This window comes from Nocardia sp. NPDC051756 (genome assembly GCF_040681495.1).
Lineage (GTDB): Bacteria > Actinomycetota > Actinomycetes > Mycobacteriales > Mycobacteriaceae > Nocardia.
The window spans coordinates 1-12,627 of the sequence record NZ_JBFAYV010000026.1 but is presented as its reverse complement, the minus strand read 5'-3'; the positions used below and the strand labels follow the sequence as shown (position 1 = coordinate 12,627).

Sequence of the window (12,627 nt, the reverse complement as noted above, 5' to 3'; positions counted from 1 at the left end):
ACGGCGAAGAACCATTCGTGCCGGGCGCGCCGTCCACCGGGCGATGGCGCCCACCACCGCTCAGTGGCGTCCGCGATGATCGTGGCAATACCCGCTGCCGGGTGGAGGTCGGCGATGTAGCCGAAGATGCGCGCCGCGGCCGAGCACGCTGTCGAGCGGCATGGTGGTCACCTCCCCCAGCGTGCGGATCACGCCGGTATTCGCGATCTCACCGGCCCACCCGGTCCGGACCGTGTCGGCAGACAGCGCCGCAGGCATCCCACCACGTCATCGGCCAGAGCATGAGCGGTCTTCAGCAGATCCGGACGTTCATGAAGCGCTGGTGGACAACCAATCCGAGCCCGGCCACTGTCCACTCGGATCGCGCGCTCCGCGGCAATAGCGGATGCTCAATTACGACTGTGCCTAAGAGTTGGGCGAGTCGATCAGCCCAGATATCGTGGCTAAATGGGGCATCCTGGTTCGCAGTACTACAACCCAGATCTGACGCCGAACGAGATAGACACACTGCTCCGCACCAACTACTTACTCGTCCAGGCCAGCCAGGCAGCGCTGGGCCTCATCAGCAGTGAAATCGTCGGCATGGCCGTCGAACCGCGCCCCGGTGCGATAGTGATCCACGTGGCGGCCACGCGGGAAACACCGGCGCTAGCAGAGGACCTCGACGACATCGTCAGCGATCTGCACGCGTTTCTGTCCGGCGGCCCCGAGCAAAACTCGGTCATCATCACTCAAGTGCACCTCGGCTGGCCCGATGCTACGTGGCATAGAGGCTCGTACGCACCGTTCTACATTGCCAAACCCTACGACGACTGATGCCGTTGCGCTCTCCCGCCGGACATGCCGCAGATGTCAACGGATTGGGTTCGCTGGCCGCCCGGCCGTCTCAAGCCGCCCGATTCCGAGGCAGCGTCGATCGGTAGCGACCGCCAGGCGGCACGATATTCGGCAAAATCGTGCGTTCGGCCGACATTGGCCGCTTCAGCCGAGGCACACAGCCGCCGGATCCGGCAGTTGCGCGACGAGGTGCACCGGTTGGTCGATGAGGTAATCGACTCGGGCGTCTACCACGGCGGCCGCCACCCCAAAGCGCTCGAACAGACCGTCGACAGCATCTGGGGCGGACACTCGGTAGCGGTCACACTGCCGATCGACTTCGCCGACCGCAACCACACCTATGACAAGTATCCGATCGTGCTCGACAACGCCGATCGTGCGCTCGCCCTGCTACGACACCTCGACCGGCACGACGTCGTGGCCGAGCAGGTCTATCCGGTTCTCGTGCACGAGCAGCCCGCTTTCGACGCCGCGAATACCCGCCCACACCGGGTGCACGCGGTCCCGCACGCGACCCACTTCGCCCTGGACAGCGGGCCAGCCAGGCGCACTCAATCGGCATTACCGCGGGTTGGGAAGTCTTGTCCGCCAATCATTCTGGTCGATTGACCAACGCGCGGTAGGGGGTGCCATAACAGGACGTTCGTATACCAGCGATCGGGGTGGGGCGGGAAACTCCGAGCCATCCGGCCTGCCCCTGGCTCGAATAGTGGAACGTACGGTGAGGCGGATCGGCTGGTGTCCGATATGCGGATGTCGGGTTGATCTATGCACTTGTTCACCTATGGAAGCGCTGGTCGCGCTCGACCAGACGGACAATGTCTTCGCAAGTTCCCCGGTTGAGGGCGCGCGGACATCCCGTCACTGTGATCGATCGTGGCATCTTCATCCTCCTAGCTTTCGGAAGTCCCAGCTGCGGATGGTCTCTGGCCGGATCCGGAGCCAGGCGTGCCGCTCGTCGTACGGCAGGGTGTCCAGGCCGACGTACTTGGTGGCAAACAGGCTCTCGGGGGTCTCCAGGGCAGGCTCGGGCTGACCGGTGCGGGGTACCTCGCCAACGACTTCGGCCTCGCCGACGAGCTCGACGCCGCGCAGTTCCAGGTAGTCGTGACCGGTGTCGACCACGACCGCGATGCGCGGCTGCCTGGAGATGTCGGTCCACCGCTGGCTACGCGTCAGGGAGTAGAGCCACAGGCACTCGTTGTCCCAGACGAACCACAGTGGAGTTGCGTGCGGACCGGACGGGCCGTTGGTCGCCACCCGACAGACGCGCTGCTCGGCTAAGAACGCGTCACGTTCGTGATCTTCCATGGCGATGCTGCGGCCACGCCGCTGAGTGCTCATCGACCGCTCCACTGGGGCGCACGCTTCTCCGCGAACGCGAGGAGACCCTCGTGGATGTCCTCGGACTCCAGCACGGCGGCGCAGGCATGCTCGGTGGCCTGCCACTCGAGTCCGGCGGTCATGTCCGCGTCGATGGCGTTGCGTCGGGCCTCGCGGAGCATGGTGATGATCAGTGTCTGTCCGTCGCGGTGGAGGTCGACCAGGTCTGGCATCGTCTGTCTCCTTCTGCAGATGGCGGTGGAAATCGCACCGCCGGCGTCACTGGTGAGGGGGGCGCGTCCGCCCTGGAGGTTTACGGTCATGGCTGCTTCCCTTTCTTCTCGGGTCGGCGCTTTCAGGTGGAGTTGCCGGCGGTTTGTCGTCGGCGGAAAGGAACTCGCGGATCAGATCAGCGACGCGGTCGGGCGCCTCGATCATCGGTGTGTGCCCCACGTGCTCGAGGACCGCGGTCGTGATGGTTCGCACTGCCCGGTAGCGCACCAGTGCGGCATCCACGTTGTAGAAGCGGTCCTCTCGGCCGAAGACGACGAGTGCCGGCAATGCGAGTTTGTCCACCCGTGCGTCCAGGCCGAGCTGTCTGGTCCACGTCTGCCGCTGCCTCATGGATTGGGTGAAGGCGGGGTAGTTCAGGCTGCGGGCGTCGTCGAGGCCCTGACTGGGGTTGGCAAATGCTGTGGCGATGTCGAAGCCCGGCGCGAATGCTCGCCGCACCACGCGTTTGGTGACGAACGCGGGACCATGGTGCTGCAGGATCGGGCCGATCCACGGGGTGTGGATCACCCACTCGCCTGGTGGCAGCGTTCCGGTGCTCGTGTCGGGCCCTTCGCCCATCAGCACGAGTCGGGTGATGCGGGTGCTGTGCTCGGCGGTGGCCACACCGAAGATGCTGCCCATCGAGTGGCCTACAACCGTGACGTCGTTCTGGTCCAGGTCTGCGAGCAGACGCGCATAGAGCCGCCCTTGGCTGTCGGGGTCGTAGCCGGACGTGGGTCGTGCGGAACCGCCGTGTCCGAGGAGGTCGACCCGGATGGTCCGGCATTCCGGCAGGCGGGCAACGATCTGGTCGAACCATGCCGTGGAGGCACCGAAGCCGTGCAGCATCAGGAGTGCGGGTCCGTCGACCGGGCCGTCCGCTCGGACGTGCAGGTCGACGCCATCGACGGACATCACCGTTCCCGCGCCGCCTGTTGCCGGCTCGGCGGTGATGCGACCGGTCATCCGGCTGCCGACACGCCGCCGCCCGGGTCGCGATGTGTTCTTGGTGCTCATGCGCTTCTCCTCGGCCGGGTGTGTTCATGTCGTGGCGGCATGGGTTACGCCCCTGCCTCCCTCGCTGACCTGTACAAGCCCTTGGTGGCGGCGGGCCGCCCGGGTGGGGATCGTCATCCAGCGTTGCCGGGTCGTCAGCCGGCTGTCTTGAATTGGAGACCCAGCAGGCGGATCAGGACGGTCCCGATCGTGTCGTCGGGAACGCTGCCCGGATCGGCGAGCTCTTCGATGGCGAGGCCGTTGTTCAGCGCGAGCATGGTGAACATGAGCGTGCGCGCGGAGACGGCTGCGCCCGCACCCCAGCGGGTGAGCGCCTCGTCGGACAGATCGGTCAGTTGCTGGTAGTAGTCGCGGCGTTGTTTGACCCAACGCTCGCGTAGCTGGCCGTCGCGGGCGGCACGAAGCCAGAACTCGGTGAACAGCAGCTGCCATTCGCGGTTTTGCTGCATTGCGGCGGTCAGTTGCCGACCGGCTGCGTGTGCGGTCGCCTCGTTGGTGACGGTGAGGTCGGCCTGGCCGAGGATCGCGCGGACTGCTGCGATGCGCCCCGTTACCTCTCGGTCGAAGAGTTCGAAGAACAGGTCGTCCTTGTTCGCGAAGTTGGAGTAGAGCGCGCCGGTGGTGAACCCGGCGGCGGCCGCGACCTGTTGCATGGTGGCTCCGGCGAAGCCGCGGTCGGCGAACACGGTGGAGGCCGCTCGTAGGAGCCGGTCGCGGACCTCGGACCGGGGCGTGCGGCGGTTGACGGGGACTAGGGCTGCATTCATGAGGACCATCCGGCGTTAGAGTGTGTCTTTCCTGCTCGCAGGAAGGATCCGGAGCGTTGCGTCGTGCCGAACCCGTCGGCGAAGGTGCCGTAGTGGTAGACGAGGTGACCGCCCACGATGGTCGCGGCCACTGCGCCGTCGTTGCGGTTGACCATTCGAGAGACGCGCCCGAGCCCGTCGAGGATGGCTTCGGCGTAGTCGGCCGAGGCCTGCGAGAGCCCTGCGGGGTCGATGACGGCGATGTCGGCGCGGTCCCCGAGACGGAGGGTGCCGGCGTCCAGGCCGTACCAGTCGCCGAGTTCGCCGGTGAGCCGGTGCACGGCGCGTTCGAGGCTGAGGAACTCGTGGCCGTCCTCGGCGGACTGCTTGACTCGCCTCAGTAGCCGAAGGCCGGCGTTGTAGAACGCCATGTTGCGCAGGTGGGCGCCGGAGTCGGCGAAACCCAGCTGGATCTGAGGGTTGTCCGCGATCTTGTCGAGCACATAGGGACGGTGGTTGGCGATCGTCGTACGCCAGCGCAAGGCGGCGCCGTGGGAGACCACCAGGTCGAGGAAGGCGTCGGCGGGATGAATGCCACGTTCTTGGGCGACGCGGCCGAACGACTTGCCGATCACTTCGGCGTCTGGGCAGCTGACGATGTCGGCGTCGAACAGGTCGCGGTGCCATAGCTTCGGACCGAACCGACGCTCCAAGTCCTTGCGGAACTGGCGCCGGTAAGCCTCGGTGTCCACGAGCTTGCCGCGCTCGACCACATCACGCACGTTGAGAGCCGCAGCGCCGGAGCCGAACTCCTCGAAGACGACCAGGTCGATGCCATCGGCGTAGACCTCGAACGGCACTGGCAGGTGCTGCCAGCGCAGGTCCGAGGCGATCGCCCGGTTCAGCAATGCCGTCGCCTTGGTCATCATCCAGATCAGCTTCGGGTCTGCCTTGAGATCTGCCGCGGTGAGCATCGTGGTCTTCAAGGGCGCCCTGCCTCGACCAGCGCTTTGGGCGAAGAACTTGCCGATCTCGGTCTTGCGGGCAGCGTTGGGCGTGCACTGGTGCACGCGCCCGTGGTCGCGGAGCACGCGGTTCAGTGCTCGGTATTCTCGCCAGGTCGCGTAGGTGGAGGGAAGTTGGCGCGATGGGTAGCGCACGCCGTCCAGCTTCGAGAACGAACTCCTGATGGTCGATAATCCCAGGAACCCGGCGTCGAGCGCATCGGTCAGCATCGCGCGCATCCGGTCCAACTCCGCGGGAGTCGGGCGTTTGCCTGGATCGGTGGCCCGATCCATACCCATAACCGCCGCACGGATGTCGGAGTGGCCGATGAGCGCCGCGACGTTGGGTCCCAGCGGGCGAGACTCGAGTGCTTCCACGTAGCGGTGTGGATCTGTCCAGGTCTGGCATTGTTTGACCGCCGAATGGACAGCGTCCCACGGCAGGGCTTCGACGCGTGAGAACAGGTCCGCGCAGTCGTTGGGGGAGGCGTACACAGTGGAAAGGGAGCAGTTCCCGAAGACCACGGTCGTGACGCCGTGGCGCACTGATTCCGAGAGCCCGGGGGCAACCAACACCTCAGCGTCGTAGTGGGTGTGGACGTCGATAAGGCCCGGCATCACCCACAAGCCCTCAGCGTCGACGACCACCGCCCCCTGCGTCGCCAAAGGTTCAGTGCTGATCGCCGCCACCCGTCCCGCGCGTACTCCTACATCGCGAATCGCGGGTTGTGCACCGGTTCCGTCGAAGAAGTATCCGCCCCGGATCACCAGATCGAAGCCATCCATGACGTTGCCTCTCAATTTCGATAATCGACGTTATTCAGTAATGAACGTTATCGAAGGGCGCTTGGGCCGTCAAGATGGCCATCCGGCTGTGCGCCCGCCTGGTCTTGCCCGGGCAGCGCCGCCTGCACTAAAAGGACGAGAGCGACTCGCACAAGCGGTCCATCGCGACTGCGATCCCAGTGAGCGGAGCCCCGGCAACGATCTATGACGCCGGCCGCCGCTACGGACAAGGCGCGGGCCGCGCATACGAAGAGCCCCTCGGCGCAGTTCGAGAGGCTCTTTCACTCTGCCCCCTGTGATAGCGAAGCAGGCTTACTACTTCCTTCCTTGGAATCGGTGAGGAAGCCGAGACTTCCCGCGCAGTAACACAGCGGGGTCTGATCGAGACTGGCCCAGGCTGGACACTCCCGTCCAGTTCGAAGTTCTGGGCTGCGAACACCGCATAATCGGCATGTGCGGGTGTTGAGTCCTTATGTGCCCGAGGCCATGTAGGCGGCCAGGATGTAGTTCGGGTGGCGGTCGAGGTTGGTGCGGGCGCGGTCGTAGCGCATCGTGGTCCGCGGGTCAGCATGCCGGGCGGCGATCTGAACATCGCGCAGGTCGACTCCGGCATCGAGCATGGTCGTGACGAAGGTATGGCGCAGCATGTGCGGGTGCATGTGTGGCAGTCGCATCGGTGACTGCTTGGCCAGGTGCCGTAGTCGCCTCGTGGCGCAGTGACGATCCATCCGCCGTCCCCGGGTGTTGAGCAGGAGCGGACCGCGGACCCGATCACCTGCAGCGCGGTCGATCGCTCGTCCGACCGCCGGCGGGAGCGGGATCAACGCGAGTTTGGAGCCTTTACCGATGACCCTCAGGACGCGGTGGCCGTGTTCCTCTCCGATGTCGTCGACGTCGGACTTGCACGCCTCGAAGATCCGCAACCCGAGCAATCCGAGCATCGCGGTCAACGCGAAATCGCACGGGCTGGCCGAGTCACGGGCCGCGGTAAGCAGCGCTTCGAACTGCAAATGCGAAAGACCCAGAGTCGGGGACTCGTTCGGGACTCGGGGTCGGCGGACGTACTCGGCCGGCGAGTGGTCGATGATTCCGTCGATCACGCAGGTGCGGTAGAACCCCGAAAGGACCGCAGCGCGGCGAGCGACGGTGGAGGGCTTGAACCGGCGGATCTCCTGCATCCACCGCACATACCGTTCGACCTCAGCCCGCGCCACCGCTAGTGGCATCAGTTGATGCTCGGTGCACCAGGTGAAGTACAGGCGCAGGTCCGATCCGCAATGGATCCGGGAGCTTCCAGTGAACCGGCCGAGATAGGCCGCGCAGGCCAGCCGCAACACGAGATCATCACCAGCGAAGGCGACATCGATATCGGATGAAGTACCCATGCTCCACGATGCCCACCGGACGCGGCAGATTGAAAGACAGAGCCCGACCCGATTGTTGAGCCAGGGCTGAGTCCGAGCGAAGGGCTACTTCGCGGCGCCGGTGAGGTCGACGACCGCTGCGCCGGCGGCGTTGGTCCGCACCGACCCCGACCTCACCCGCGCCCAAACCTCCTTCCGCATCTCCGACCACTACCCACTCTGGGCCGAATTCCGTATCAACCCATGACATTCCGATCGGCGACCTTCCACTGACCCGGCTGACAGCACACTCACCTGCGCGGGTCATCGGCCTGCGCGGATGTCTTAAACCACAACTAATCTCGTATGCTCGGTGGCAGAAGCACACGCTTGCGAACGCGCGGGTTGCGGCAATGTCGGATGCTCTGGACATGACCGGGGTTGCCGGGAGGACGACCGCCGTGGGATCAGTAGTTGCAGCGGGGATGAACCTTGCGAGAGTTGGACAGCCCGCGTTCCGAGACGCAGTTGGTGCATTCGTTGTCGAAAACGACGGTGCCGTCCGACCGGACGTGGTACATCGCGCTGTCGACGACGCCGTGGCCCTCGCTGTCGACGACCGCGTACTCGGGATTCTGTTCGCGGATGTATCCACCGCAGTACCGGCCCGCTTCCAGCTTCACCTTGCTGATGGTCGGTTCCGCGCCGCCTTCGGCATCGTCGTCGTCTTCGTCGCCTGGCTCTTGATGAGGCTGGTAGACGAGCTGAGCATGCGCCAAGACAGGCACCGCACGTTGGGCGTGGGCCGGGGCGGCCGCAACGCCTCCCACCGTGCACACGGCCACCATTGCAGCCAGTGATACGGCACTTGCGAACGCGAACATCGAACTCCTCCGAGGATCCAATGATCTCTCCCCTCTTGTCGACTACGTCGAGACTCGCCATCACCACTTCGATGGTGTGTGCACCGGTCAGTTATTCGTCGCCGCGAAAGTTCCGGATGGGGTGGATCTGGATCGCTCCTCACACCGCCTGTACGCGGTAGTTGGCATGTGCGCGTTGGAAGGCTCTGTGAGCCAGCGATTCTGGACCGCCGACCAACGCGCGCTCCGCGGCAAAGTAGTGCGTTCGGCTCAAGGACCCCGGGTGACTCGCCGACCGGGGCAGCTGGTGCGTGTCGGATCCGATGTCACGTCATGCGTCGACCATGCTGTTATCCGGCATCACATGGCGACGATCGGAGCCAGGGAGACCCATGACCGATGAACGGAACCCTTTCACCGACTTCGACAACTACGCGGAGTATCAAGCGCTGAAGCCAGAGCGCGAGGCGCACAAGCGGTTTGTCCAACAGGCCCTGCGGGAAGCTGGACAGCACCACTTGGCGCCCCAGGGATTTCGGGCTGTTGGCTCCAGTGGTCGTGAGTGGATCTACGACGGCGGCTGGTGGCTGTGCAACGTGTTCTTCGAATCCGGTCGATCGGTCTCGGCCCGGCTGAACGTCGGCTGCCAATATCTGTGGAACGCCCATAGCTCCCCCTTAGAAGGGAGCACGTTCGTGATGGGTTGGGGTAGCCGCGACCTTGCCACATCGGTGAACCTCGAGGTCGATCGGAACTCGGTACTCGACAAGACCGATTCGATCGTCCGGTCCGCTCACCACGTGGTGTCGGAACTGTTCTGCGATACCGAGGATGATCGCAAACACCTGGCTTTGTTGGCCGCCGCGAAGCGGCCGGGCCCGAAGTATTGGGCGGGCAAGCGCGTCGATGGTGAGCACTGGAGTATCGATGCCTACAACCATGCGACGGCGCTTGGGGTAACCGGAGATATCGAGACCGCGTTGGAGGTCCTGACCGCTGCAGCTGCCGTGGTGAGGAAGCCGGGACAGATACCCGCGCCACCAACCGCAGAACAGCTCAAACCACTACGGCTCGCGATGACAAGTACAGACGCGGTCCGCCGCTATGTCGACTCCGTTGTCCTGACCAGCAGGCAAGCGCTGAAGTCACTGCGGGCGCAGCCCGATACTGAACAATTCCCCTGGCATTGAATAGTAGTACTGACACGGTCCCGAAGGCGTCCTGAACCGCGCGCCATGCGGCATTATGGGGCCCGCCGGATACCAGCAAGGCGTTGAGCGGGGACCGGGTTGCGGAGATCCGGATCGGATGCGGCGCTGCGGGATCGGGGTGTTGTGACATGTGCTCTACGAATCCTCGGCGCGCACCGAGGAGGTGCTGCTGCTGGATGTGCCCGAACTCGATACGGCGAATCGATGGCCGTTCGAGCCGAATCCCACAACTAGAAGGCGCACTCCTGCACCAACCGACTGCTGGCGTTGCCCATCTTTACCTGGTCCTGCGGGCTGAATTTGAGGTAGGTCGAGTCGTCCGGTCCGCCGTTGGCGAAGCTGTCGCGGATTACGCGCAGCGCATCTTGGGACAGTCTCTCCTGGACGTAGATTCCCGCTATGCAGTCCGCCACTCTCGGGTTGGTACCGCCCTTGCTCTGCAGCGCCCTGGACAGCTCGGCCGCCGTAATGCCGCCCTGGGGCGACGAAGTACTCGAGCTCGATGTGCGCGCTGACTCGGTGGTCGACGCTGTCGAGCCATTGCCGTCGTCGCACCCAGCCAGCAGCGGCAGCACGAGCAGTGCTGTGGTAATCACCGTAAATCTCATGAATTCTCCTCGTTTTCACCGTTTCGGTGTGAGTGCAACCGTCCCACGGACCCACTGGCGTACGAAAGCCCATTTAGGAAACCCAACCGGTTGTAGTCCCGACACCGTCCCGCGATCAGCTTCCGGGCGTCGTCATCGAGGTAGAAGAACCGCTCCGCTAGCCCGGGCTGGGACTGGTGCGGTGCGGCTGTGTCGGCAAATCTGACGCCGTTCATCGGCTAGTGCCGACGGTGGTCCGGACAGCCGGCTGGATGTCGCATCGGTGAGATCGGACGTCATGTCCGGCTCGACAGCCATCGGTGGCCCCTCCGAACCGCGCTCAATGCGGCATTTCGGGGCGTTGTGGGCGCGGCATGCGAGCTCAGCTGTTGATGGTTTGTGCGATCCGAAGGGCGGCTTGGCCGGGTGTCATGAGCGCGCTTTGCTGGTGCAGTGCAACCGTCGGCCTTGTAGGCTCCTGCTGTGAGCGTAGGTGGGGCGGGATCGACTGTGTCAGCAGGGCGGAAGAAGCGCTATTCACAAATCATGTGGGTTGCGACGCTGGTCGTCATCGGCCTGTACTTGGCTGCGTCGACCAGGTTGGTTGGCAGCGGAGACTTGAACGATCATGTGGCGACTCGCCTGAGCGCCTTCGCGATGCTCGGCACTGCCCTGGTGTGGTTTCTTTCGCTTTTCGGGCAGGAACCGGCTGAGACACGTGGCCCGCGGAAACGCTGGACAAAGCGTCGCGTAGTTGCCCGTCTTGCCGTCGCCTGCCCGGTCCTGGCCGGGGCTATTTGGTCGATGATCAACTCGGGCACGCTCATGGGTCAGCTGATGTGCCAAACGACCGCCATCGTCGTCTTGCTCATCTTCGCATGGAGCTCGACCGCGCCTCAGCGGCAATGATGCATTGTCCTTCGACGTGGTCCGAGATGCTCTCGGGCCGTTGATCTTCGGGCTGGTCGCGCGGCCGTTTCGGACCACACGGCATTCGCACTACCGCGCGTTGAGAAGCACTGTCAGCCAACCGACTTGGACCACTGACCAACGCGCACCCAGCGGCATTTCCGCGCACCCGGAACGGCTCGGGTTCCCTTCGGGCCGTTGGTCTTCGGCGGAGCGCTGCCTACCGCGCCGGAACGCGCGGGCCGCGGCAATATCGTGCGTTCGCAGTATCCGTTGCCGCAGTGGAGCCGACCATCGCTCAATCGATCAGTGCGAATTCCCGCGCTCGATGATCGACATGCCTGCGCCAGTCCCGAGATACCACCAGCCATGAGGTGGATCAGCAGCCAACGTGCCATTCAGCAACCCGAGGAACCCATCGGCCACCTCAAGGATTCGGTCCACGCCAACCCCGTCGGGTGTGCGCGAGAAACCATCCGAGACTGTCGAATCGCCAAGAATCACCCACTGGCGCAACCGCTCGACCGACACATCCCCTCCCGCCCGCGCGGCACCGCGTGCGCGCTCAGCAATCCCGCGCACCCGCTCGCGATGCACCGCCACCGGCAACCGCATCGCCACCCCGATATCAGCGAGTGCGGAGCCACGGCGCCAATCATCAACCAGGTCGCTCAGCCAAACTTCCGCCGAGCCGGCATCTCCGACCGCCTCGACCAGATATGCCAGCCACACATCCAGCGCATCATCGACCGCCCAGAATCCGCGGTCATCGATTCCGACGAACTTGGTTCGGCTCATCCGACAATCATCCCTACTGCGAGCCACGAAATGACACACGGAAACACCCGCTCTTCGGCATGACGGTGCGTTCGGCCGACCTCGGCCCGACCGGTCCCGAAGCGACCCGTCAGCGGCAATATCGGATGCTCTGGACATGACCGGGGTTGCCGGGAGGACGACCGCCGTGGGATCAGTAGTTGCAGCGGGGATGAACCTTGCGAGAGTTGGACAGCCCGCGTTCCGAGACGCAGTTGGTGCATTCGTTGTCGAAAACGACAGTGCCGTCCGACCGGACGTGGTACATCGCGCTGTCGACGACGCCGTGGCCCTCGCTGTCGACGACCGCGTACTTGCCAGACCGGAAACCGGTGGGGCGGGCCGGATTCGGCCCGCCCCACCGGTTTCGATACCGACGCCTGCCTGGCTAGTAGTAATGAGCCCGGCCGGCCACCGGTCGTCCCAGCGCGCCGAACAAGGCCAGGGCCGCACCGACCACCAGGGCGACAATGCCCAATGTCCACAGAACCGGGATCCCGAGCAGGAAACCGAGTACCAGCAAGACGACACCCAACGTAATAATGACGAACTCCTAACCGTGACGCTCTCGCATCGCATCCGATCGGCTGCGCTGGTGCGAGACTCTGTGATCGACCAGCTGATACCCGGCGTTGTTGATCTCAAACTGCCGAAGTGACTGCATCTGCCACGCAGCCGATCTCGCGCCGGAGATCGCCCGCCCAGCGGCAAGAGCGGACGTTCTGCCAACCCCGTGAGTTTGGCGGCCCGAGACTCGGGATGGACAGTCGTCCCGGAGACAGGGCATCGACCGGCTTGAGTTCAACAGTGTCACCCTCAACGATGGCAACGACACTCGCTGTCGAGATGGGCCTAGCCGTGGAACAGGGGCAGAGAATTCGCCGGAGCACCCGCGGTCCCCCTGCTGCATCG

At 64.6% G+C, this 12,627-nt stretch carries 15 protein-coding genes; 5 read left to right on the top strand and 10 right to left on the bottom strand.

All coding sequences use genetic code 11. From position 1 onward, the window contains the following. Positions 1-60: 60 nt before the first annotated feature. Positions 61-258: a hypothetical protein gene (locus AB0M22_RS45365; protein WP_364740195.1), complete on the bottom strand. Its 198-nt coding sequence runs from the start codon at positions 256-258 to the stop codon at positions 61-63. 189 nt (positions 259-447) lie between these two features. Between AB0M22_RS45365 and AB0M22_RS45360 the strand changes: the two genes are divergently transcribed. Then, on the top strand, positions 448-816 hold the full coding sequence (locus AB0M22_RS45360) for a hypothetical protein (protein ID WP_364740192.1): 369 nt from the start codon (positions 448-450) through the stop codon (positions 814-816). 156 nt (positions 817-972) lie between these two features. Continuing rightward, positions 973-1,446 carry a hypothetical protein gene (locus tag AB0M22_RS45355; RefSeq protein ID WP_364740190.1) on the top strand — a complete coding sequence of 158 codons (474 nt, stop codon included), beginning with the start codon at positions 973-975 and terminating at the stop codon, positions 1,444-1,446. Between the two features lie 276 nt (positions 1,447-1,722). Here AB0M22_RS45355 and AB0M22_RS45350 read toward each other — a convergent pair whose 3' ends face one another. The 7 genes from AB0M22_RS45350 to AB0M22_RS45320 all read right to left on the bottom strand — a co-directional run bounded on the left by AB0M22_RS45350 (position 1,723) and on the right by AB0M22_RS45320 (position 8,213). Further along, positions 1,723-2,181, bottom strand: coding sequence for a pyridoxamine 5'-phosphate oxidase family protein (locus tag AB0M22_RS45350; RefSeq protein WP_364740186.1), 459 nt, complete (start codon positions 2,179-2,181; stop codon positions 1,723-1,725). Further along, on the bottom strand, positions 2,178-2,393 hold the full coding sequence (locus AB0M22_RS45345) for a hypothetical protein (RefSeq protein ID WP_364740184.1): 216 nt from the start codon (positions 2,391-2,393) through the stop codon (positions 2,178-2,180). Before AB0M22_RS45345 ends, AB0M22_RS45350 begins: the two co-directional genes overlap by 4 nt. Before the next feature lie 46 nt (positions 2,394-2,439). Further along, positions 2,440-3,450: an alpha/beta hydrolase gene (locus AB0M22_RS45340; protein ID WP_364740181.1), complete on the bottom strand. Its 1,011-nt coding sequence runs from the start codon at positions 3,448-3,450 to the stop codon at positions 2,440-2,442. A gap of 134 nt (positions 3,451-3,584) precedes the next feature. Further along, the gene (locus AB0M22_RS45335; protein ID WP_364740178.1) at positions 3,585-4,217 is read right to left on the bottom strand and encodes a TetR/AcrR family transcriptional regulator; all 633 of its coding nucleotides are present in this window, start codon (positions 4,215-4,217) and stop codon (positions 3,585-3,587) included. Beyond that, a complete protein-coding gene (locus AB0M22_RS45330) occupies positions 4,214-5,986 on the bottom strand; it encodes an amidohydrolase family protein (RefSeq protein ID WP_364740176.1) in 1,773 nt (590 codons plus the stop codon). The genes AB0M22_RS45335 and AB0M22_RS45330 overlap by 4 nt, the downstream gene beginning before the upstream one ends. Before the next feature lie 470 nt (positions 5,987-6,456). Next, positions 6,457-7,371 (bottom strand): tyrosine-type recombinase/integrase, encoded by a 915-nt coding sequence (locus tag AB0M22_RS45325; RefSeq protein WP_364740173.1) that lies wholly within the window; start codon positions 7,369-7,371, stop codon positions 6,457-6,459. Between the two features lie 425 nt (positions 7,372-7,796). Continuing rightward, positions 7,797-8,213, bottom strand: a complete 417-nt coding sequence (locus AB0M22_RS45320) for a hypothetical protein (protein WP_364740171.1) — start codon at positions 8,211-8,213, stop codon at positions 7,797-7,799. Between the two features lie 371 nt (positions 8,214-8,584). On the opposite strand from AB0M22_RS45320, the gene AB0M22_RS45315 reads away from it, so the two are divergent. Continuing rightward, positions 8,585-9,382 carry a hypothetical protein gene (locus AB0M22_RS45315; RefSeq protein ID WP_364740169.1) on the top strand — a complete coding sequence of 266 codons (798 nt, stop codon included), beginning with the start codon at positions 8,585-8,587 and terminating at the stop codon, positions 9,380-9,382. A 251-nt stretch (positions 9,383-9,633) separates the two neighbouring features. Here AB0M22_RS45315 and AB0M22_RS45310 read toward each other — a convergent pair whose 3' ends face one another. Continuing rightward, on the bottom strand, positions 9,634-10,011 hold the full coding sequence (locus AB0M22_RS45310) for a hypothetical protein (protein WP_364740166.1): 378 nt from the start codon (positions 10,009-10,011) through the stop codon (positions 9,634-9,636). A 525-nt stretch (positions 10,012-10,536) separates the two neighbouring features. Here AB0M22_RS45310 and AB0M22_RS45305 point away from each other — a divergent pair. After that, a complete protein-coding gene (locus AB0M22_RS45305) occupies positions 10,537-10,899 on the top strand; it encodes a hypothetical protein (RefSeq protein WP_364740163.1) in 363 nt (120 codons plus the stop codon). A gap of 306 nt (positions 10,900-11,205) precedes the next feature. On the opposite strand, the gene AB0M22_RS45300 is transcribed toward AB0M22_RS45305, so the two are convergent. Further along, positions 11,206-11,697 carry a hypothetical protein gene (locus tag AB0M22_RS45300; RefSeq protein WP_364740160.1) on the bottom strand — a complete coding sequence of 164 codons (492 nt, stop codon included), beginning with the start codon at positions 11,695-11,697 and terminating at the stop codon, positions 11,206-11,208. Positions 11,698-12,112: 415 nt separating this feature from the next. On the opposite strand from AB0M22_RS45300, the gene AB0M22_RS45295 reads away from it, so the two are divergent. Continuing rightward, positions 12,113-12,373, top strand: coding sequence for a hypothetical protein (locus AB0M22_RS45295; protein WP_364740158.1), 261 nt, complete (start codon positions 12,113-12,115; stop codon positions 12,371-12,373). Positions 12,374-12,627: the final 254 nt, after the last annotated feature.

What these genes read in the sequence shown, in the direction of transcription:
- AB0M22_RS45330 (WP_364740176.1), bottom strand. Translation starts at nt 5,986, where the DNA reads ATGGATGGCTTCGATCTGGTGATCCGGGGCGGATACTTCTTCGACGGA.
- AB0M22_RS45295 (WP_364740158.1), top strand. Translation starts at nt 12,113, where the DNA reads ATGAGCCCGGCCGGCCACCGGTCGTCCCAGCGCGCCGAACAAGGCCAG.
- AB0M22_RS45320 (WP_364740171.1), bottom strand. Translation starts at nt 8,213, where the DNA reads ATGTTCGCGTTCGCAAGTGCCGTATCACTGGCTGCAATGGTGGCCGTG.
- AB0M22_RS45360 (WP_364740192.1), top strand. Translation starts at nt 448, where the DNA reads ATGGGGCATCCTGGTTCGCAGTACTACAACCCAGATCTGACGCCGAAC.
- AB0M22_RS45345 (WP_364740184.1), bottom strand. Translation starts at nt 2,393, where the DNA reads ATGCCAGACCTGGTCGACCTCCACCGCGACGGACAGACACTGATCATC.
- AB0M22_RS45315 (WP_364740169.1), top strand. Translation starts at nt 8,585, where the DNA reads ATGACCGATGAACGGAACCCTTTCACCGACTTCGACAACTACGCGGAG.
- AB0M22_RS45305 (WP_364740163.1), top strand. Translation starts at nt 10,537, where the DNA reads ATGTGGGTTGCGACGCTGGTCGTCATCGGCCTGTACTTGGCTGCGTCG.
- AB0M22_RS45340 (WP_364740181.1), bottom strand. Translation starts at nt 3,450, where the DNA reads ATGAGCACCAAGAACACATCGCGACCCGGGCGGCGGCGTGTCGGCAGC.
- AB0M22_RS45300 (WP_364740160.1), bottom strand. Translation starts at nt 11,697, where the DNA reads ATGAGCCGAACCAAGTTCGTCGGAATCGATGACCGCGGATTCTGGGCG.
- AB0M22_RS45335 (WP_364740178.1), bottom strand. Translation starts at nt 4,217, where the DNA reads ATGAATGCAGCCCTAGTCCCCGTCAACCGCCGCACGCCCCGGTCCGAG.
- AB0M22_RS45325 (WP_364740173.1), bottom strand. Translation starts at nt 7,371, where the DNA reads ATGGGTACTTCATCCGATATCGATGTCGCCTTCGCTGGTGATGATCTC.
- AB0M22_RS45310 (WP_364740166.1), bottom strand. Translation starts at nt 10,011, where the DNA reads ATGAGATTTACGGTGATTACCACAGCACTGCTCGTGCTGCCGCTGCTG.
- AB0M22_RS45350 (WP_364740186.1), bottom strand. Translation starts at nt 2,181, where the DNA reads ATGAGCACTCAGCGGCGTGGCCGCAGCATCGCCATGGAAGATCACGAA.
- AB0M22_RS45365 (WP_364740195.1), bottom strand. Translation starts at nt 258, where the DNA reads ATGCCTGCGGCGCTGTCTGCCGACACGGTCCGGACCGGGTGGGCCGGT.